The sequence below is a fragment of the Myxococcus sp. MxC21-1 genome, assembly GCF_032612255.1.
GTDB classification, from domain to species: Bacteria; Myxococcota; Myxococcia; order Myxococcales; family Myxococcaceae; genus Myxococcus; species Myxococcus virescens.
The window spans coordinates 172,879-189,136 of sequence record NZ_CP123278.1; the positions used below are offsets into that span (position 1 = coordinate 172,879).

12 protein-coding genes are annotated in these 16,258 nt (G+C 65.8%); 3 read left to right on the plus strand and 9 right to left on the minus strand.

Translation table 11 applies throughout. The features are described 5' to 3' along the window. Positions 1 to 238 precede the first annotated feature (238 nt). Genes QEG98_RS00785 through QEG98_RS00795 form a run of 3 tightly spaced genes read left to right on the plus strand, consistent with a single transcriptional unit; the run spans position 239 to position 3,452 of the window. Positions 239 to 799, plus strand: a complete 561-nt coding sequence (locus QEG98_RS00785; protein ID WP_316568054.1) for a very short patch repair endonuclease — start codon at positions 239 to 241, stop codon at positions 797 to 799. Between the two features lie 5 nt (positions 800 to 804). After that, a complete protein-coding gene (locus QEG98_RS00790; protein WP_316565374.1) occupies positions 805 to 2,325 on the plus strand; it encodes a DNA cytosine methyltransferase in 1,521 nt (506 codons plus the stop codon). Between the two features lie 32 nt (positions 2,326 to 2,357). Continuing rightward, entirely contained in the window at positions 2,358 to 3,452 is a 1,095-nt protein-coding gene (locus QEG98_RS00795; protein WP_316565375.1) for a hypothetical protein, read from the plus strand. A 149-nt stretch (positions 3,453 to 3,601) separates the two neighbouring features. Here the strand turns inward: QEG98_RS00795 and QEG98_RS00800 are convergent, their stop codons facing one another. The 9 genes from QEG98_RS00800 to QEG98_RS00840 form a co-directional block, all read right to left on the minus strand. Continuing rightward, positions 3,602 to 5,782 carry a Z1 domain-containing protein gene (locus QEG98_RS00800; protein WP_316565376.1) on the minus strand — a complete coding sequence of 727 codons (2,181 nt, stop codon included), beginning with the start codon at positions 5,780 to 5,782 and terminating at the stop codon, positions 3,602 to 3,604. Continuing rightward, entirely contained in the window at positions 5,779 to 6,249 is a 471-nt protein-coding gene (locus QEG98_RS00805) for a hypothetical protein (protein WP_316565377.1), read from the minus strand. The genes QEG98_RS00800 and QEG98_RS00805 overlap by 4 nt, the downstream gene beginning before the upstream one ends. 34 nt (positions 6,250 to 6,283) lie before the next feature. Further along, a complete protein-coding gene (locus tag QEG98_RS00810) occupies positions 6,284 to 7,036 on the minus strand; it encodes a hypothetical protein (RefSeq protein ID WP_316565378.1) in 753 nt (250 codons plus the stop codon). Then, positions 7,036 to 7,803: a hypothetical protein gene (locus QEG98_RS00815; protein ID WP_316565379.1), complete on the minus strand. Its 768-nt coding sequence runs from the start codon at positions 7,801 to 7,803 to the stop codon at positions 7,036 to 7,038. Before QEG98_RS00815 ends, QEG98_RS00810 begins: the two co-directional genes overlap by 1 nt. After that, positions 7,784 to 9,700: a hypothetical protein gene (locus QEG98_RS00820; protein WP_316565380.1), complete on the minus strand. Its 1,917-nt coding sequence runs from the start codon at positions 9,698 to 9,700 to the stop codon at positions 7,784 to 7,786. Before QEG98_RS00820 ends, QEG98_RS00815 begins: the two co-directional genes overlap by 20 nt. A gap of 510 nt (positions 9,701 to 10,210) precedes the next feature. Next, the gene (locus QEG98_RS00825) at positions 10,211 to 11,080 is read right to left on the minus strand and encodes an alpha/beta hydrolase (RefSeq protein WP_316565381.1); all 870 of its coding nucleotides are present in this window, start codon (positions 11,078 to 11,080) and stop codon (positions 10,211 to 10,213) included. 1,191 nt (positions 11,081 to 12,271) lie between these two features. Next, the gene (locus QEG98_RS00830; protein WP_316565382.1) at positions 12,272 to 14,386 is read right to left on the minus strand and encodes an AAA family ATPase; all 2,115 of its coding nucleotides are present in this window, start codon (positions 14,384 to 14,386) and stop codon (positions 12,272 to 12,274) included. Further along, positions 14,383 to 15,636, minus strand: a complete 1,254-nt coding sequence (locus tag QEG98_RS00835) for an exonuclease SbcCD subunit D (RefSeq protein ID WP_171410322.1) — start codon at positions 15,634 to 15,636, stop codon at positions 14,383 to 14,385. Before QEG98_RS00835 ends, QEG98_RS00830 begins: the two co-directional genes overlap by 4 nt. A gap of 287 nt (positions 15,637 to 15,923) precedes the next feature. Further along, positions 15,924 to 16,238 (minus strand): hypothetical protein, encoded by a 315-nt coding sequence (locus QEG98_RS00840; RefSeq protein WP_316565383.1) that lies wholly within the window; start codon positions 16,236 to 16,238, stop codon positions 15,924 to 15,926. Positions 16,239 to 16,258: the final 20 nt, after the last annotated feature.

Here is a 16,258-nt window from a genome sequence, read left to right on the forward strand (position 1 = left end):
GCCACAGGCGCGTGGGGTGTGGGCTTCATGTCGGCTGGCTGAGAGGACGTAGTGGCCTTTTGCGCACCTCTGATGCAACCTGGTGCTTGGGTTGCTCATTGCGCGATGTGCTGAGTAGGATTCGAATCAGATCGCACAGCGAGTCATGTGCACTCGCGTGGTCAGTAACTCGGAGTGTGAGGAGCGAATCGTGAAGGAGCGGCGATCCGCCGGGCGTCCGCTTGGTCGGTCTCAGCAGATGGCGCGCATTCGAGGGCGGAATACCTCGCCAGAGCTGGCTCTACGCCGGGCTCTTCACGCGGAGGGGCTCCGCTACCGAGTCAACCATCGTCTCCCTGTCGGCGGACGACCGGATGTCGTTTTCTCCAAAGCGAGGGTGGTGGTCTTCGTCGATGGTTGCCAGTGGCATGGCTGCCCCGAGCATTATGTGCGCCCGCGAACGAGAGCGGAATTCTGGGGCGCGAAACTCGCGGGGAATGTTGAGCGCGACCGGCGTCAGACCCACGAACTTGCGCTCCTTGGGTGGCGACCCCTGCGGTTCTGGGAACACGAACTTGCTGAGAACTTGAATGGGGTCGTAGAGCGAATAAAATTGGCCCTTGCTGGGAAGTTTCCTGGAGAGACAGGTGACTGGCGCGTTTGGCGCGTAGAGGTAATCGACCAGGAAACCGATCTTGAACGTCGCCATGAGGTGCGGCTTGCCGAGCACCCAGTGAGTAGAAGAATAGTTGAGCGCCGCCGTTCGACGAAAAAGTGGCGCAAGCGATCACCAGCAACTGTAGCGCCTCAAAGATCTTGAGTTCCATGCTTCGACCCATCGAGTACAAACTCCGGCGTCTTGCGCGTGGGGAGCGTCCACGCCTTCTTGACCTGTTTTCCGGGTGTGGCGGACTCACCCTAGGGTTCCACCGTGCCGGTTGTGACGTTATTGGCGGAGTAGAGTTTGATGAGCACGCTGCTCGCTCTCATGCTCTTAATTTTCACCGAGACGTGGCGCCCGACCTTTTTGAGGTTCATGCCTCGCCCAAAGACATTACGGCAATTGGTGCACACGAATTGCTGCATTCTTTTGGTGTGAAAAAGCCAGAGCATGAGGTCGACATTCTGGTCGGAGGGCCGCCGTGCCCTGCCTTCACTCGTGTGGGGCGTGCGAAGCTTCGAGAAGTGCACGAGCACCCCGAGGCTTTTCGTCATGACCCACGAGCAAAGCTCTACCTGCCTTACCTGGAGTACGTAAGGAGGCTGCAGCCTGTTGCGTTACTTATGGAGAACGTTCCGGACATCCTCAATTTTGGTGGCCACAACCTGGCTGAGGAGGTTTGTGAGGTTCTTGAGGGCCTGGGATATCATTGCACCTATACGCTTATAAACTCCGCGAATTACGGTGTCCCTCAGATGAGGGAGCGCTTTATTCTGGTGGGTGTTCATGAGCGAGTGGGGGGAACGTATGCATTCCCGTTGCCAGAGCGTAGAGTCGAGTTCCCGCCTGGATATCAGGGGACGCGTGATGTTGCGCTGAAGCACATCGTTACTGATGACTTGTTTGCCGCGAAGACGAGATTCGTTCCAACTCCGGTGGCCAGTCGAATACGGCGCCCTCCCGTCACAGTGCGAGAAGCGCTTGCTGATCTCCCCCCCATTACAGGGCATCTTGAGGGAAAACTGCGTCGTGGAGCCCGCCGTTTCGACGAGGCAGTCACCTATCAGTCGGGCGTGGAGCCATCAGAGTACGCACGACTGATGCGTACATGGCCGAGCTTTGAGAGCGATGGATATATCTGGGACCACACCATTCGTTCACTCAGTGATCGTGATTACAGGCTCTTCCGGGCCATGGAATGTGGTGACGACTACCCCAAGGCATACTCCTTGGCCGAACGGCTGTTTGAGAAGCGTCTTGTTCAGGAGACGCGAAGTGGCCGCAGCGCATTGCCCGGGACTGATGAGTATGACGAGTTGCGAAAAGCCTATGTTCCGCCCTATGACCCGGGCAAGTTCCCGAACAAGTGGCGAAAGATGGAGCCGGATATGCCGGCACGTACGCTGATGGCTCATTTGGGAAAAGATTCATACAGTCATATTCACTACGACAGTGAACAGGCACGGGTGTTGTCTGTCAGAGAGGCAGCGCGGTTACAGTCATTCCCAGACGGATTCAAGTTCTCAGGGACGATGAATCCGGCGTTCCGGCAGATTGGAAACGCTGTGCCGCCGCTGATGGCATATGCGTTGGCAGTGCCGTTGTTGACGCTTGTGGAAGGCAGGTCCCACTCCGGTGTTGCTGCGAGCCAACGGACGGAGCCTTCCTCTGTTGTTGCGGTTTAGTGTGGTTTTTATTTTGACTGGGTGTGGTTGATATGAAGATTGCTATCAAGGCGTTGACTGCGTCGGATTTGTCCTTTTTCAAGGCCCATGTTGAGCGGTCCAAGCAGAAGGCAATTAATCTCAATAGTGATGTTTTTATCGATCGATTCTACCCGGGGCTCCGTGGGTCTTTTGAACAGGTCAACTTTCCGTTGAGCATAATCGGCCCAGGGGGAAGGGCTGCACATCGATTGACGCGTAAGGCACTACGTTCCCAAGGGTCGAAAAACTGGCGTTTGAACGGGGAGTTTGTATTCGACCCGGATGGTGAGCCTGGTCGGTACGACACGCTGGCCGTGAACGATTATGGGCTCCTGGCATTCGAGGGAGGTGAGCGGCCTGTCTCGGTGACGCTTGTGCTGGTGTCTGCAGCTAGCGACCCAGAGTTGCATTCAGCCATTGCTGTGCGAACTCAAGGTGCATTCAGTTCGCGGAACACGATGATCGAAGTTCCGGATAGGCTTATTGGTGATTTACAAGCTGCCACGAGGGCTGCATACGCTGGAGAGCATCCGCTTGATGTGATCAGTTTCCGCGATACCGTGGAAGATGTTCTGTTCGGTGAACTGCGACCAACCGCAGTTGCCGGGCGGCAAACGGGTCGCTCGGTGTCGATGTCACCCGAAGAGTTGTGGCGGCAGCTTCGTGTCGCAGAAGAGACGGGGCTGCGAGGGGAAGAGTATTTCGGAGTGTGGTTGGCCTCATTGGGACATGGTGAAGATGATTTTGAATGGGTGTCGCGGACCCATGCCCGGTCAGCCTTTGATTATGAAGTGTATAGAGCCAAGTGGCTTGGAAATGCACCGCATCTGTTCGTCGATGTCAAGGCGACGAGAGGCCCATTCGAGCGGCCACTGCATATGAGTATCAGCGAGTTGCGCTTTGCGGCGATGAACGATGGTTACAGGATTGCGCGCCTGTATGAGATGGATGGCCGGCCTGTACGAGTTCGAATGCTCACGGGCGTTCGAGCTTTTGCTGCGCAGGTTCTTGATGGGCTTGGAAACCTGCCGGCGGGTGTTGTTGCCGATAGCGTTCAAATTGAACCAGAGGTCTTTGCTGTTGAGTTTGAGTCGGTGCTGGGGTGAGTTTCAGGCGGGCCCACCTTTGTGGGTGGTAAGTCCAGTGACGGCGCGGGCCGTTGCAGCCTCACGGTGCTGGGCCCGACTGGCTACGCACGCAGACGCACCGGGCAGAGGTCGTAGCTCTGCCCGGGTGTCATCAATCTCGGCGGGCGTCAGTCGCCCGAGTCGCTATAGTTGAACATGAAGGCGTACTGGCCACCCGGCAGGACCAGCGTCGGCAGGTACACCGACTGCCCGTCCCAGCCATTGCCCTCGCCGCGTTGCTTCATGACGATGAGAGTGGGCTGCTCGGAGTAGTCGGTCTTGGATGTGTTCACCCACTGGCTGCTCGCGAAACCCTTCCAGGGCAGCTCCTCCTTCCGGGTCAGCTCCAAGCCCTTGCCGTCCTTGCCCCGGCGCACGTTGAGGCGGCCCTTCTCAATCCCAATGGCCTCCCGTTTCATAGCCTCCAGCACCTGCTGCACCCGGCGGTCCTCCCACGTGTAGCCAGGGTACGGGTTGCTCGGCATCTCCCTCAGCACCTCGACGAGGAAGTCGATGTCCACCTCATGGTATTCCTCGTCGCCCGTGAAGCCGTCCAGAAGCTTGTCGAGCTGGTCGGTGTGCTTCTTGACCTCCGACTTCTTCCACTTCGGGTCGGCAGGGAAGATCGCCCGGCCCGGAGAGATGGCCCCGATCTCGGCCGGGTTCAGCACGTTCGACCGCGTCGGCCGCAGCGACGTGCCGACCCAGACTGGCTTGATGCGCAGGTTGGTCGGGTCGTCCCCGATGGCGGTCCGGGTTGCCTCGTCGGCCTCATAGATCTGCCGGAAGGCGTCGAGGATGTGAGGCGCGGTGAAGAGCCGGGTCACGTCACGGAGCTGGCTGCGGTATCCAAACATGCGGGCGTGCTGGTGCACCGTGTCCATCACCTTTTGCTTGGGGTCGCGGCCATAGTAGGTGACCATGAGTCCCTTGATTGTCACGCCGCGGCCGAGGCGGTTGCCACCGACCAGGATGTTCATCCCGGGCCGGTACTCCGGCTCCTCGGTGGGGTTGTCGGCGTTAATGACCTCGGGGATGGCATTGCGCAGCGTCTTCTCCAGCCGCGTGCGCAGCGCGTCTAGCGGCATCAGTTCGGAGGAGGTCTTCTTCAGCTCGTCCCACGCCTCCTTCAGCCACGCGACGGCTTGGGTCTGCTTGGTCGCAGACAGCTGGCCGCGGAGCGCCCGGTCGAAATCGGTGACGAAGCTCCGGATCACCTGGCTGACGTGTTCCTGGTTGATTCGCCGGTGGCAGATGTGGATCAGCGCGGAGTATACCGTGCTGGGCTTCGCGATCATGATCCGCTTGTGGGCGTAGCCGAGGAAGAACGTACACAGCGCCAGTCGCAGCCCCTTGGGTATGGACCAACTGTCGCCGGGGTTCACCTTGCCGGACTTCAGGTCGTTCAGCTCGCTAGCATCAACGAGGCAGGCGTATGGGGACGAGGGCGTGAAGAATAGCTCGCCGCCGATGTACCCGGTGCCGGACTCCGACACCTCGCAAAACACCGGCCGCGACGGGTGGTCGAGCCCCTGTAGGAGGAGGCTTTGAGGCGTCGCAGTCACCTGCAGGTACATGTGGTTGGGGATCAGCTTGCGGATGTCGGCGATGTGGCTGAAAACCTCGCTCGGCGGCACGTTGGAGTCGCGTGTCCGCCGGGCGGTGTTAGTGTCGAGGCTCGCGTTGTCGGCCTCGTCGTCAATGATGAGCGCGGGGTGGTTCTTCGCACCGGCCTTCCTGAGCACGGTGCAGAGGTTCTCCAGGTTCTTCACGTTCTTGGTGGAAACCAGCAGGATGCCGGTATCGCTGAGCGCGTTCTTGAGCTGCGTGCCGCTGCTGGCCGGGTCGTGCCGCCAGTCCTCCCAGTGCCGGATGACGGGGCCGTCCTCAAGCAGGGCATCCCGGAAGCGCTGGTAGGTCTGCTTGCCGAGCCAGACGTTGTCCGAGGTGAGGACGACGATGCAGCGGAAACCGTTGAGGCCCGCCAGCGCGGCGGTCGCGACCGTCGCGTTCGTCTTGCCACTCTGGACCTTGCCGTATAGCAACCCATTGGTCCCGATCGGGATCGACTCGCACTTGGTGGGCGTGAAGAGGGTGCCCACCTTGCCGGACCCGTCCACCCCGACGTCGCCCTCGCCGAACTTCAGATTGTAGTGGTGGACGCACTGCCGGATCGCGCGGAGCGCGGATTCGCGCGCCTGAACGGCCGCCGCATTGCCCGTTTCGTCCCGAATGTAGTCGAGGCAGTTGGTGAGTGCATCCCCGGTCGTCACGATCGTGGGCGCGACGGGCATCATTGCGGTCATCATGTGGTTTCCTTCTCAAACACGAGGCGGGGCCAGTCGCTCACGCGGATGGTGCCGCGCAGTCGCAGTCGGCCGGGCCCGGTGAGGCGGTAGCTCTTCCCCTCCGTCCTTGTCACCGAAACCGCTTGCCCGCCTGGGGCGAACGGGTCGTCGATCAGCTCCCCGAGCCGGTCATGAGGCAGGCAGCAGACGCCGTCCAGGTGGCATACGAACACGAGCAGGCGCTTGTGGTCGGGGTACTCCTCCGCGAGCGCCGCCAAGGCAGCGCCCTCGCCCTCCGTGAAGGTGAACTGCCACGGCGACTTCTTCTTAGTCGAGAGCTTCACGAGTAGCGTAACGCGGCGGTCACCGGCCTTCGCTGCGTACACCGACGGATGGATGGTCGCGGCCTTGCTGACCGTCACCGGCTCGCCGGCGTCGAGCAGTCGGATAAGGGCAGCGCCATGCAGCAGTTCTTGGTCTCTGATCATGGGTGAGCAGCCCTCGGTGTACCTGCCGGTGAGGTCAGGCGCTCGCCGCGACGAGCGCCGGGGCCGGCTGGGGCCTGAACTTGTCAAACTCTTTCGGTAGGAGCCCGAGCAGGCACGGCGCGGTCAGGGCGTAGAGGTCCCACGTGAGGTCGAACTGATGCAGGACATCGGCGAGGCGCCGGGCGCTTCCAGCATCCTTGCCGCCGGCACCCCGCCGCAGCTTCTTCCCCGCCGCGTCCCAGTACAGCGTGGTGAGGGTCTCGATTACCCCGTGGTTGGTCACGATCTCCAGCCGCGACGCGAACTGCTCGACAACCTCGCCGTGGGAGCCGAACGGACCACCGAGGAGGATCAGAGCACTGTCTGGGTTGGCCCGGTGAGCCCGGTAGATGCGGTATGGCCCCGCGAGCAAGTGTCGGTAGTACTTGCGGTAGTCGCGGATCTGGGGCACCCACATCGCTACCTCGCCGACCTTCTTCCGGCCGTTCTTCGTCGACGGCAGCAGCCGCTTGACGTGGAGGAGGGCGAGCCACGCCCATAGGCCAAGGTCGCGCTCGACGTTTTTCAGGCCCTTGCCCTCCAGCTTCTCGTCGATGTACTTCGCCCACTCAAGGCGGCTACCGAAATCCCGATCCTCGACCTCGATCAGGACGTCGAGCGGCTCCGAGTGCTCCGCGCTGGTCAGCGCATCGGTCGGTGGGGTGGCTGTGCCGCCGCCTCGCAGGACCTCCAAGTACTGCTCGAACCGGGCTATCCCGGCCTTGTTCAAGCGGCGCAGGTCGGGCATCACGCACCTCCTTTCTGCCAGCAGGCAACGAAGCGCTCCAGCATGGTCTGCTCCTTTGCGAAGGCGGCCACGGCGTCATCGATCCATTGCTCGCGCTCGCCGTCCTCCTTCGGGACGGGGCCGACACTCGGCAACGCGGCCGCGAACTTGAGCCACCGGGCCTGCCACGACTCGCCGTCGTCGTCCGAGTCGTCGAGGTCATCGACGAGGATGACGCGGTTCAGTATCTCCCGCAGCACCGCCGGGTAGACGATCGACATGAACAGCGGCGACCGCACGATGGCGTCCTTGTCGCCAGCGGCGCGGTTGACCAGCAGGAGCGGCGGGTCGTTGGAGAAGTCCAAGCGGTAAACCTCGTGGCCGATGTCGTCCGACTTGACCGGTAGCAGCGGATCGCGACGCTCCTCGGTTTCGCCGGAGAACAGTACGGGGATGCCGTCGGCCTCGGCCAATAGTTTGCCGGGGTTGCCGGTGGCGGCCGTCACCTTTACGGAGAACCGGATGCCGTCCGTCGAGTCGAACTCGGTAAGACCCCGGTCCGCCGCCGGGGTGATGGCACTGACGGAGCCGTAGCCGAACCGCATCCAGCGGGTTTGCAGGCGCGCCTCGACCGAGACGGTGGCGTCGGCGGGCAGCTTGTACTCCGCCAGCTTCGTCAGGTCCGCGTCGAAGGTAGTCGGCGCGTTTGGCTTCGCGTGAAGCGTGATGCTCACGTCCTCGCGCCGGATCTTCTTCCGCCCCGTGTAGTTAAGCCGCCTGATCGCCATCGCTCTCCTCCTGCGGGACGGTCACTTTGACGAAGAGGTCGCGGTTCTCGTCGAACCCGTCCACGCTCAGCATGAAGTCCGCCTCGGTCACCTCGGCTTGGAGCCTGTTGGCCGACCGCGAGACGAGAGTGATGCCCTTGAGGTCGCCGCCGACGGTGATGGGGGCCTTGTCCAGTTCGAAGTCGGCTTTGTGGTACTTCTTGATCGGGTTTCCACTGCGGATCGAATAGGCTATCTTGATGTCGAGCCGCTTCGGCGTCGCCGCTTCGGCGTCGCCGGGGCGGACCCGGAAGCCGCCCTTGATTCTCTCCACCCTGAACCGTCTGGGCGCCACCGGCCGTGGGCTTTCGGCTTGCGGCGACTTCTTGCCAGGCTTCGTACCCTGGCCCTTGTTCACCTTGGTGCTGACAGCGTCGGGGTAGTCTGCGGCAGCGGACAGCGAGAACACGTCGACGAGGATGCTCTTATCGGCCTCCTTGTCGGCCTCGGTGATGAAGCGGATCACCTCCGAGACGCTGTTGATAACGAATGAGAGGTTCTCCGCCGGGTAGGTGTACTTGCCCTTGTAGTTAGATCCGTCCTTTTGCCACTGGGTGTGCGCCGGGTTCTCCGAGTCACCTAATAGCGTGGCTAGCGGCCCGTCATGGCAGGTGACCAGCGACCGCACGCCGCGGCTGTAGGGTGACCGCAGGTCGGAGATGATGATGCCCTCGCGGACGAAGACTGGCCGCTCGCGTGTCCCGGTGCCGTCCCTCTCCAGCACCACATCGAAGTGCGACCACTTCTTCTCCCCGCCTTTGGGCCGCACGCAGAATGGCACGCGAACCGCGATTGGCTCGCCATTGTGGTACTTGTCGCGCAGGCCCGTGGTGGTCTCGGGGAACAGGGCCGTGCTCCACTTCGGAGGGCCTATCTCCGGCATCCTGTTCAGGACGACAATGTCCTCCGGCTTCAGCGACCGGGCCCACGCTGCTAGGTTGATGAGCGGCACCATGTCGGCAGCGAGGTCACCGTTTAGCTTCTCCAGTTCATTGATGAGCGTGGCCTCGGTCAGAACGGTGGCACCGTCCGGCCCCTCCACTGTGACCTCCAGGTCTCCGCTGAGGATCGGATAGAAGTAGTCCTCGATCACCGCTCGGAGCACTGCCAGTTGAGTGATCTCGGGATCGTACCAGGGGATGAGGATCGACAGCCCGGGCTCGGTGCCACGCTTCAGCCCGAAGTCGTCGCAGAACTGGTCGATGGCCTTCGCGTCCTCGACCGGCGCGACGATATCCCCGCCGCCCTCTAGGTGCTTCCACGTCCCGAAGTAGCCGTCCGCCACGTATCGCTTGTCATCGATCGCGTGCGTCTTCAGGATAGCTCGCCCCATGAGCAGGCGGCGCTTGTCATCGTGGCGGACCGTGATGGCCAGGAAGCTGCTCACGCGGCTGGAGCGCGGAAAGACGGACTTCCCCACCCCCCACCGGCCCCGGTTGCCCTGCTCCTTGTCTGACTGCCCTTCCGCCCGGAAGAACGTGAAGAAGCCGTTCTTCACCCCCTCCTTTTTGTGCCACTGAAGCGGGTCGCCGCAAAGCCCAGTCGTTCCGAAGTCCTCGAAGACGAGGAACGGGCAGTGTTCGACGTCGGTGGGGACGTCGCGCAAGCCATTCTGGTGCGCCCGATAGTGCGGCCAGACGCCGCTCAGATACGGGGCCATCTTCTCCGGCGCGGCGGCCTTCTCGCCGGTGCCGGAGAGATAGATCCGCACGCGGGTCTTCTCGCCGGTGCGCCCAGCATCCATCGTGTTCTGGTTGCCTTCGCGCACCAGCGCTGCTGCGGAGTTGCTGATCGCCTCGGTGGCGAAGAACTCACCCTGGATCGGCTCGCGGGTGGTTTCCCCGGGCTGCTGCGGCATGAAGCACCAAGTCGCCATTTGCATCCCTTTCACAGTCGAAGATGTTCGAGTACAATTGGCAAGTTCAGCGCGTCGCTAGCTCGCCCCAGTGCCGCTCGGACTCGCGACCGAGGCTCGTGTCCACCGGCATCGAATAGCCTTGGCGGTCGTGCTGTGTCACAAGTCCGATGCTCCTGAGCCAAGCCAACACGAGGTAGGTCTGGTCGTCGGGGATGTCCGAACCGCTGTCCCTGTGCGGTAGCAGCGACTCTACCGTAAAGCGCTCGCGGTCGCCCCGATACCCTCAAGGGTTTGCACCAGCGCCCGCAGCACGTCCTTCGGGCCTTGTGCTTGTAGGTCTTACCATCACTTTGGGGGCATTTGGTTTTGACTGGCAGTCTGAGTCCGGGCACACCCTATAGGGGCACTCGTTTGCCACGGCAGTCCTCCACCCAGCGCTCGACTCGTATGGGTGAAGAGTCTCTTACAGGACGCGCCCAGATGGGAAGCCGTGCGCCGTCGCGCGTGCGCCTACCGGGCAAGCAGCGACGTCAGGATGCGCTCGGCATGTGTCCACAACAGTGCGCCCCCGGCGTCTGGCTTCACACGGCGCCGGGCCGTGGGAATCCTCGCCGCGAGCGTCTGCCCATGGTCGGGTGAGTGAACGGTGCTGGTATCGAGTGCGCCGTACCAGAGGTCCACGGGCATGGTGAGCGCCCCCAACTCGAAGGGCCACCGGGACATGGCCAGCACGGTGTCTCGTGCGTAGCCCGCAGGGCCTTGTGCGAATGCTTCGTCCAGCGCGCGCCGGTACGCTCCGGCGAAACGTGGCTCGGTGTACACGGCGCGGTCCGCTTCGTGGCTCATGCCGATGACCATGTTCCACATCATCTGAGAACTCATCCCCGCGAAGAATGCCTCGGCTTGGGCGGGCTCCGTGGCGGTGAGGTCCACCAGCTTCGCGATGTCCGGATGGAGAAGTGCTCGCATGGCCGGGTGTGCCAGTTCGTCCCCGCCTGAAACGAGCGCAACCGCCTCCACTCCCTGCGTGGCCGCGCAAGCGAGAGCGAAAGGCGCGCCCTGGGAGAAACCCACCGCGCGGAGTCCGTTCAGCGCCCGAGCAACACGGAAGTTCCGGATGTCACTGGCCCAGTCCAGGAGACTCCGCTGCGGCATGGGCGTGGACGCCCCCAGGCCTGGTCTATCGACGGAGATGAGCCGGACGCCCGTTTTCTCCAACACCGCCGAGCCAAAGCCCAACCATCGGCTGGTCGCCGCTCCCGGACAGAGCAACACGGGCCTGCCTGTGAGAGGACCCCACTCACTCCAGCCCAACACGCGCCCGTCGGGCAGTTCTGTCGTCCCCTGTCGTTCGGGGTTCTGCATCTCGGTGGTCGTCATGGCTCGGAGGGTCGTCGTCAGGGACGGAGCCTGACGGTATCTCTGATACGTTCCGGGCACGTCATCCTGGCGCTTCGTTGGGCTAGCCCGTCTTCAGCACGGACACGGGCGTGGGTGGTTCGCTCGTGGAGGCGCCCAGCGCCTGCACCCGCGCGCCCTCGGTGGCGAAGGCGTCTCGCAGCCAGGGATGGCAGGTGAAGGCGATGACCTGCTGGTGCTCGGAGAGCTTCGCCAGCAGGTGGATGGCGCCTCGCGCCCGCTCCGGGTCGAAGTTCACCAGCACGTCGTCGACGATGAGCGGCAGCGCCCCGCGCGTCTCGCCGAAGTCGCGCACCACCGCCAGCCGGAACGCGAGGTAGAGCTGCTCGCGTGTCCCTCGGGAGAGCTGCGCCGCGCTCCAGTCACGCTGGCCATCACCCACGCGCAGCTCGCGCTCCTCTCCCGTGGGGATGAAGACGCGCTGGTAGCGGCCCTGGGTGAGCGTGGCGAAGTGCTCCGAGGCGAGCTGCACCACCCGAGGCTGCTGCTCCTCCTCGAAGCGGCGGCGCGCCCGCGCCAGCAGTGCCAGGGTCAGCCGGTCCGCCGCGTACTGCTTCGCCAGCTCGGCGGCCCGTGCGCGCAGGGACTCCTCGACGATGCGGAGCTTCGCCAGCGCGTCGTCGTTCTCCCACTGCTCCAACTGGTGGCTGAGCGCGCCGCGCTCCGTCAGCACCGCCTTCAGCCGGTCCTGGGCCTCCGCCTGTCTGTCGCGCAGGGATTCCAGCTCCACGCGCAGGCCCTGCTCGCCGCCCACGTCGATGAGCGCCTGCCGCGCGAGCGTCTCCGACAGTCCCGTGCGCGCCTCGATGCGGTGCGACAGTTCCCGCGTCCGGCCCGTCAGCTCCACGTAGCGGCGTGCCTGCGCGGCGCGGCGGCGGAAGGTCTCCTCGTCGGCGCTGCCACCTTCGGCCAGCAGTGTCGCCAACGCCGCCTCTTCGTCGTGGCACAGCCCGTCCAGTCGCGCCTTCTCCGCTCGCAGTTCGTGCCGCCGCTCTTCCAGCGTCCTGCGCTCCAGGCTCTGCGCGCGCTCCGCTTCCAGCGCCGCCGCCACCCGCGACGCCAGGGGCTCCATGACACCGGCGTCCAGCTCGCGGGCCTCCGTCGCGCCCGGGATGAGCTCCGCCACCACGGCCTCCGCCCACAGCCGCGACGTCACCAGGGCGCAGACCTGCGCGTCCACCGTGAGCGCGGCTTCCTCCGCGCCGACGTCCAGGAGTCGCTGACGGAGCGCCGCCGCGTCGCGCCACAGCGCCAGCGCCGCGGACGCGGCCAACGTGGGAGGAAGCGCCGCTCCGACAGCAGGGCCGTCAGCTCCGCGCCCAACTGTTCCTGCCGCGACTCCGCCTCGCCCACCACCTCACTCGCGCGGTGCTCCTCACGTCGCGCGGCGGTGTGCTCGGCGTGCAGTGTCTCCCGCTCCCGCTGGAGCTGCTCCCGCCGTCCCGCTCGCTCCAGCGCATCCGCCAGCACGGCTTCCCGCGCCGCCATGTCCGCCGCCGTCGCGACCAGGTTGAGTCCGGCCTCGGACGCCGCGGACAGCAGCTCACGGTGCAGCAGTTCCTCTCGCGCGGACAGACCCATCAAGGCCGCGCGCAGCCGCTCCTCTTCCTGCTGCCGCCAGCGCTGGCGCGCGCGTTGTGCCTCCACGTCCGCGTCGCGCGCCGTCTCCACACGGCGCCGGGCCAGCTCCAGCACGCCTGTCAGCAACAAGCCGCCCGCGAGGCACAGCGCGCCCACCACGTTGCCCGCCAGCAGCCACGCCGTCACCGCGAGCGCCACCACCACCGCCGCGACCGCCGGCACCCACCACGTGGGCAGCACCGCCGCCGTCGCCTGCGGCTCGCCCTGGGTGCGGACGCTCTCGAATTGCCGGTGCAGCTCGGCCCGCTGCTCCGACAGGCGCTCCATCTCCGCGCGCACGGTGCGCAGCCGTCCCAGCCCCGCCTGTTGCTGGCGAATCCGCGACGCCCGTTCCTCCGGCAGCGTCGACAGCTCGGCGTCCACTCGCGCCAGCGCGCCATCCAGCCGCTCACGCTCCGAGACGGCGCGGGCCCATGCGCCCTCCGCCTCGCGATGCGCGACCTCGGCCGCTCCCAGCCGGAGCGCCAGTTCCTCCAGCGTCACGCGGACGCTCACGCTCAAGTCCAGCGCCAACAGGCCGGGCCCATCCACGGGCAGGCCCAGCTCGCGCAAGGCCAGCTCCACCTGCCGCTGCTTCTCGGCCAGGGCGGCCCGGCGGGAGGGCAGGGCGCGCAGCAGCGCGGCGCCCTCGGTGTATGCCGCCAGGGCCTGGCTCAGCGCCTCCTCGCGACCCCGGACGCCGGACGGCGCGGACAGCCGCTCCAGCCCGGCCTCCACCGTGGCCAGTCGCTCCGCCAGCCGGGCGCCTTCCGCGCGATAGCTCCGGCGCCGGTGCAGGCCGTCCTCGAGCCGCGATTCACCTGCCTCGGGGAAGGTCTCCAGCGCGGGCAGCGTCGCCAGCTCGGCGCGGGCCTGCGTCAGCGCCGCCACGTCCCCGAGCGCCGCCTCCAGTCGCGTCAGCCGCTCCAGTCCGGTCCCCGTCTCCAGCAGCTCCGCTTCGAGCGTCTGTTGCTCCTCCACCAGCGCGCCCAGCCGCTCCTTCTCCGCGAAGTAGCGCGCGGGCCGGTCTCCCTCCTGCCGCAGCCGTGCCTGGACGTCCTCCAGGGCCTTCAGCGTCTCGTTCAGCGAAGGCTTCACGCCGTTGGGTTTGTAGATGCCCTCGGTGCTCTTGCGGAGCTGGTCCATGACCTCCGGCAGTCGGCGCGCGCCGCGCATGCTGGCGGCCACCAGGGCCTCGGAGGCGCCTCGCTGTTCGGTGAGCCGCTCGAAGCCGGCCAGCTCATCCAGGCGGAAGGCGAACACGTCGAAGAACAGCTCGCGCGACACGTGGGCCAGCGCGCTCTCCAGCGACTCCTTCGAGAGCTCCTTCCCCTCCGCGTCTCGCACCGACAGCTCGCCCTCCGACGAGCGCCGGCTCGCGATGCGGCGCACCAGCAGCGGACCCGCGTGGGTGGTCAGCGTCAGCTCACCGCCGAACGCGCCGCCGTGGGCTGGCTCGTAGCGCTCCGGTTGCCCGCGCTTCTCGAAGCCGAACAGCATGCTGCGCAGGAAGGCCAGCAGCGTGCTCTTCCCCGCCTCGTTGGGGCCGTACAGCAGGTGCAGTCCCGGCCCCAGGTCGCGCGTGAGGCCGGAGAAGCGGCCGAAGCCGAGCACGCGCAGCGCGTCGATGCGCAGCCCCGGCTTCATGACGTCTCCTCCTCGTGCAGCGACTCCACGCCGTGCAGCCCCGCTTGCACCACCCACTCCGCGCGAGGCGCCTCCAGCGCGTCCACGCCCAGCCGCTTCAGCCGCTGGCTCAGCGCGCCCAGGGCCTCCTCTTCCCACAACCGCGCCAGCGCCGCCGGGTCCTCCGCGAGGAAGCCCACCTCGTCCAGCAGCGTGCGCGCGAAGCCGCCCGCCGCGCACACCGCCTCCAGGTCCACCTCCGGCCGGCTGCTGTCCCGCAGCGACTCCAGCAGCACCGGTGGGTGGCTCCTCGCGAGCTGTTCGCGCAGGTCCACCTCCAACTGTGCCAGCGCGCCAGGGCGGGCCAGCTCGCGGTGCAGCGGACCTCTTCCGGTGAGGGTGAGTCGCACCGCGTGGCCGTCCAGCTCGGGCGCGCAGCGTGCCTCCACGCCCTCCATCGCCGTGGCCAGCAGTCCGTCCAGCGTGCTGACGCCGGACAGCGGCACCTCCAGCTTGTGCCAGCGCACGCCGTCCACGGGGATGAAGCGCCGCCGCATGCCGCCGTCCTCCACCTCCACCAACATGCAGCCGCGCGGGCCGGTTTCGTTCGCGTGCCGGCCCTGCGGGTTGCCGGGGTACACCGCCACGCCGCCGCCGGGGAGCATGTGCTCGGCGCGCGTGTGGACGTGGCCCAGCGCCCAGTAGTCCAGTCCGCGCGAGCCCAGGCCCGCGGTGGTGCAGGGCGCGTAGTTGGCGTGGCCCTCCGCGCCGCCCAGGTTGGCGTGCAGCAGCCCCACGCTGAAGCCGTCCCCGGTGCGGCGGAAGCGCGCGGAGAGGTCGTCGCGCACCTCCACGTCCGGATAGGAGATGCCCTGAACGCGGCACAGTCTCCGGCCCTCGCGCTTCACCTCCACTTCTTCCCAGTCCGGGCCGAACACCTTCACCGACGGCGGAAGCCCCAGTGCGCCGGTGTCTCCGCTCAGCGGGTCATGGTTGCCGTGGACGATGAAGGTGGAGATGCCCGCCGCGTCCAGCCGGCCCAGCTCGCGCCGCAGCGCCAGCCGCGCGCGCACCGAGCGGTCCTTCACGTCGAAGAGGTCTCCGGCGAGCAGCAGGAAGGCCACCCGTTCTCGCAGGCACACCTCCGTGATGCGCGTGAGCGCTCGGAACGTCGAATCCTGGAAGCGTCCCAGGAGCGGTCCCTGGGTCGCGACGCCCCGGAAAGGCGTGTCCAGGTGCAGGTCGGCGGCGTGAACGAACTTGAAGGGCATGGCGCGCCGCACAACGTACCCGATGCGGGCGGGTGACCTGACATTCCGGCCCGGACGCACGGTCGCTGGCCGACAGCGACCCCTCCCTTTGTGCCCGGGTGGCGTCGACTCGCCGCCACAATGGGTGTGACGGGTAGGACAGAGCCGAAGGTCCGGAGAGAATCCTCACGGGTCGTCGTGGCGGACTCGCCAGGTTGCTCTGAGCGAAGGCCCAGACGCGGAGCGGGGTCCGGGAGCATCCCGGACCCCGTGGGTTGCTTGCTCGCGGCGGTTCGCGAGCAGGCGGGCTACTGCTGACCTTCGGGGCTGTGCGTCCCGGTGTCCTGGTCGTTCATCATCCCGGAGCCTCCGGTGCCGGCGTCCTCGTTCATCATCCCAGAGCCGCCCGTGCCGGCGTCGTAGCCCTGCATCTCCTGGCCGGAGCCGCCGGTGCCGCCCATGTCGTCGCTGGGGCGCGGCTGGTTGCCCTGGCCGCTACCGCCGGTGCCCTCCGTGCCCGGGGTGGTCGTCCCTTGGTTGTCACGGTTCTGTTCCCTGCATCCCGTGACGGACATCGCCACCGCCACCGCACCGAGCACCATCCACCGATTGAAAGCCTGCATCGCGTTTCCTCCCTGAGTAG